We start from the raw sequence: 257 nt of genomic DNA, 5'->3' as shown, positions 1-257 counted from the left end.
ATACCCAATTCTTCCAGCTTTTTTAGATGACCTCGCAATTCGGTGAAACTACATGCTGTTGCCTGCACCAAATCATCGGTACTCAAAGGCGCGTCCTCTGGCGCTTTAAACACAATTTCGGCAATGATTTGGTAAATTTCCGAGATACGCTTGCTGAACTTGTTTTTTTCAATAATCGCCAGCGCCTCATCTAGATTCAGACGACCTGAACGTGCGGGGAAAATACGGGTTTGATTTTCCTTACGCTCTAATAAGTC

At 44.0% G+C, this 257-nt stretch carries 1 protein-coding gene; it reads right to left on the bottom strand.

The window, feature by feature from the left end:
• Window positions 1-257: hypothetical protein (locus ACTHS4_RS12125; protein ID WP_440366012.1), on the bottom strand; the 257-nt coding region annotated here is incomplete at both ends.

It is taken from the genome of Neisseria sp. P0014.S009 (assembly GCF_051958155.1).
Classification (GTDB): domain Bacteria; phylum Pseudomonadota; class Gammaproteobacteria; order Burkholderiales; family Neisseriaceae; genus Neisseria; species Neisseria flavescens_C.
This window is presented reverse-complemented; position numbering and strand designations above follow the sequence as displayed.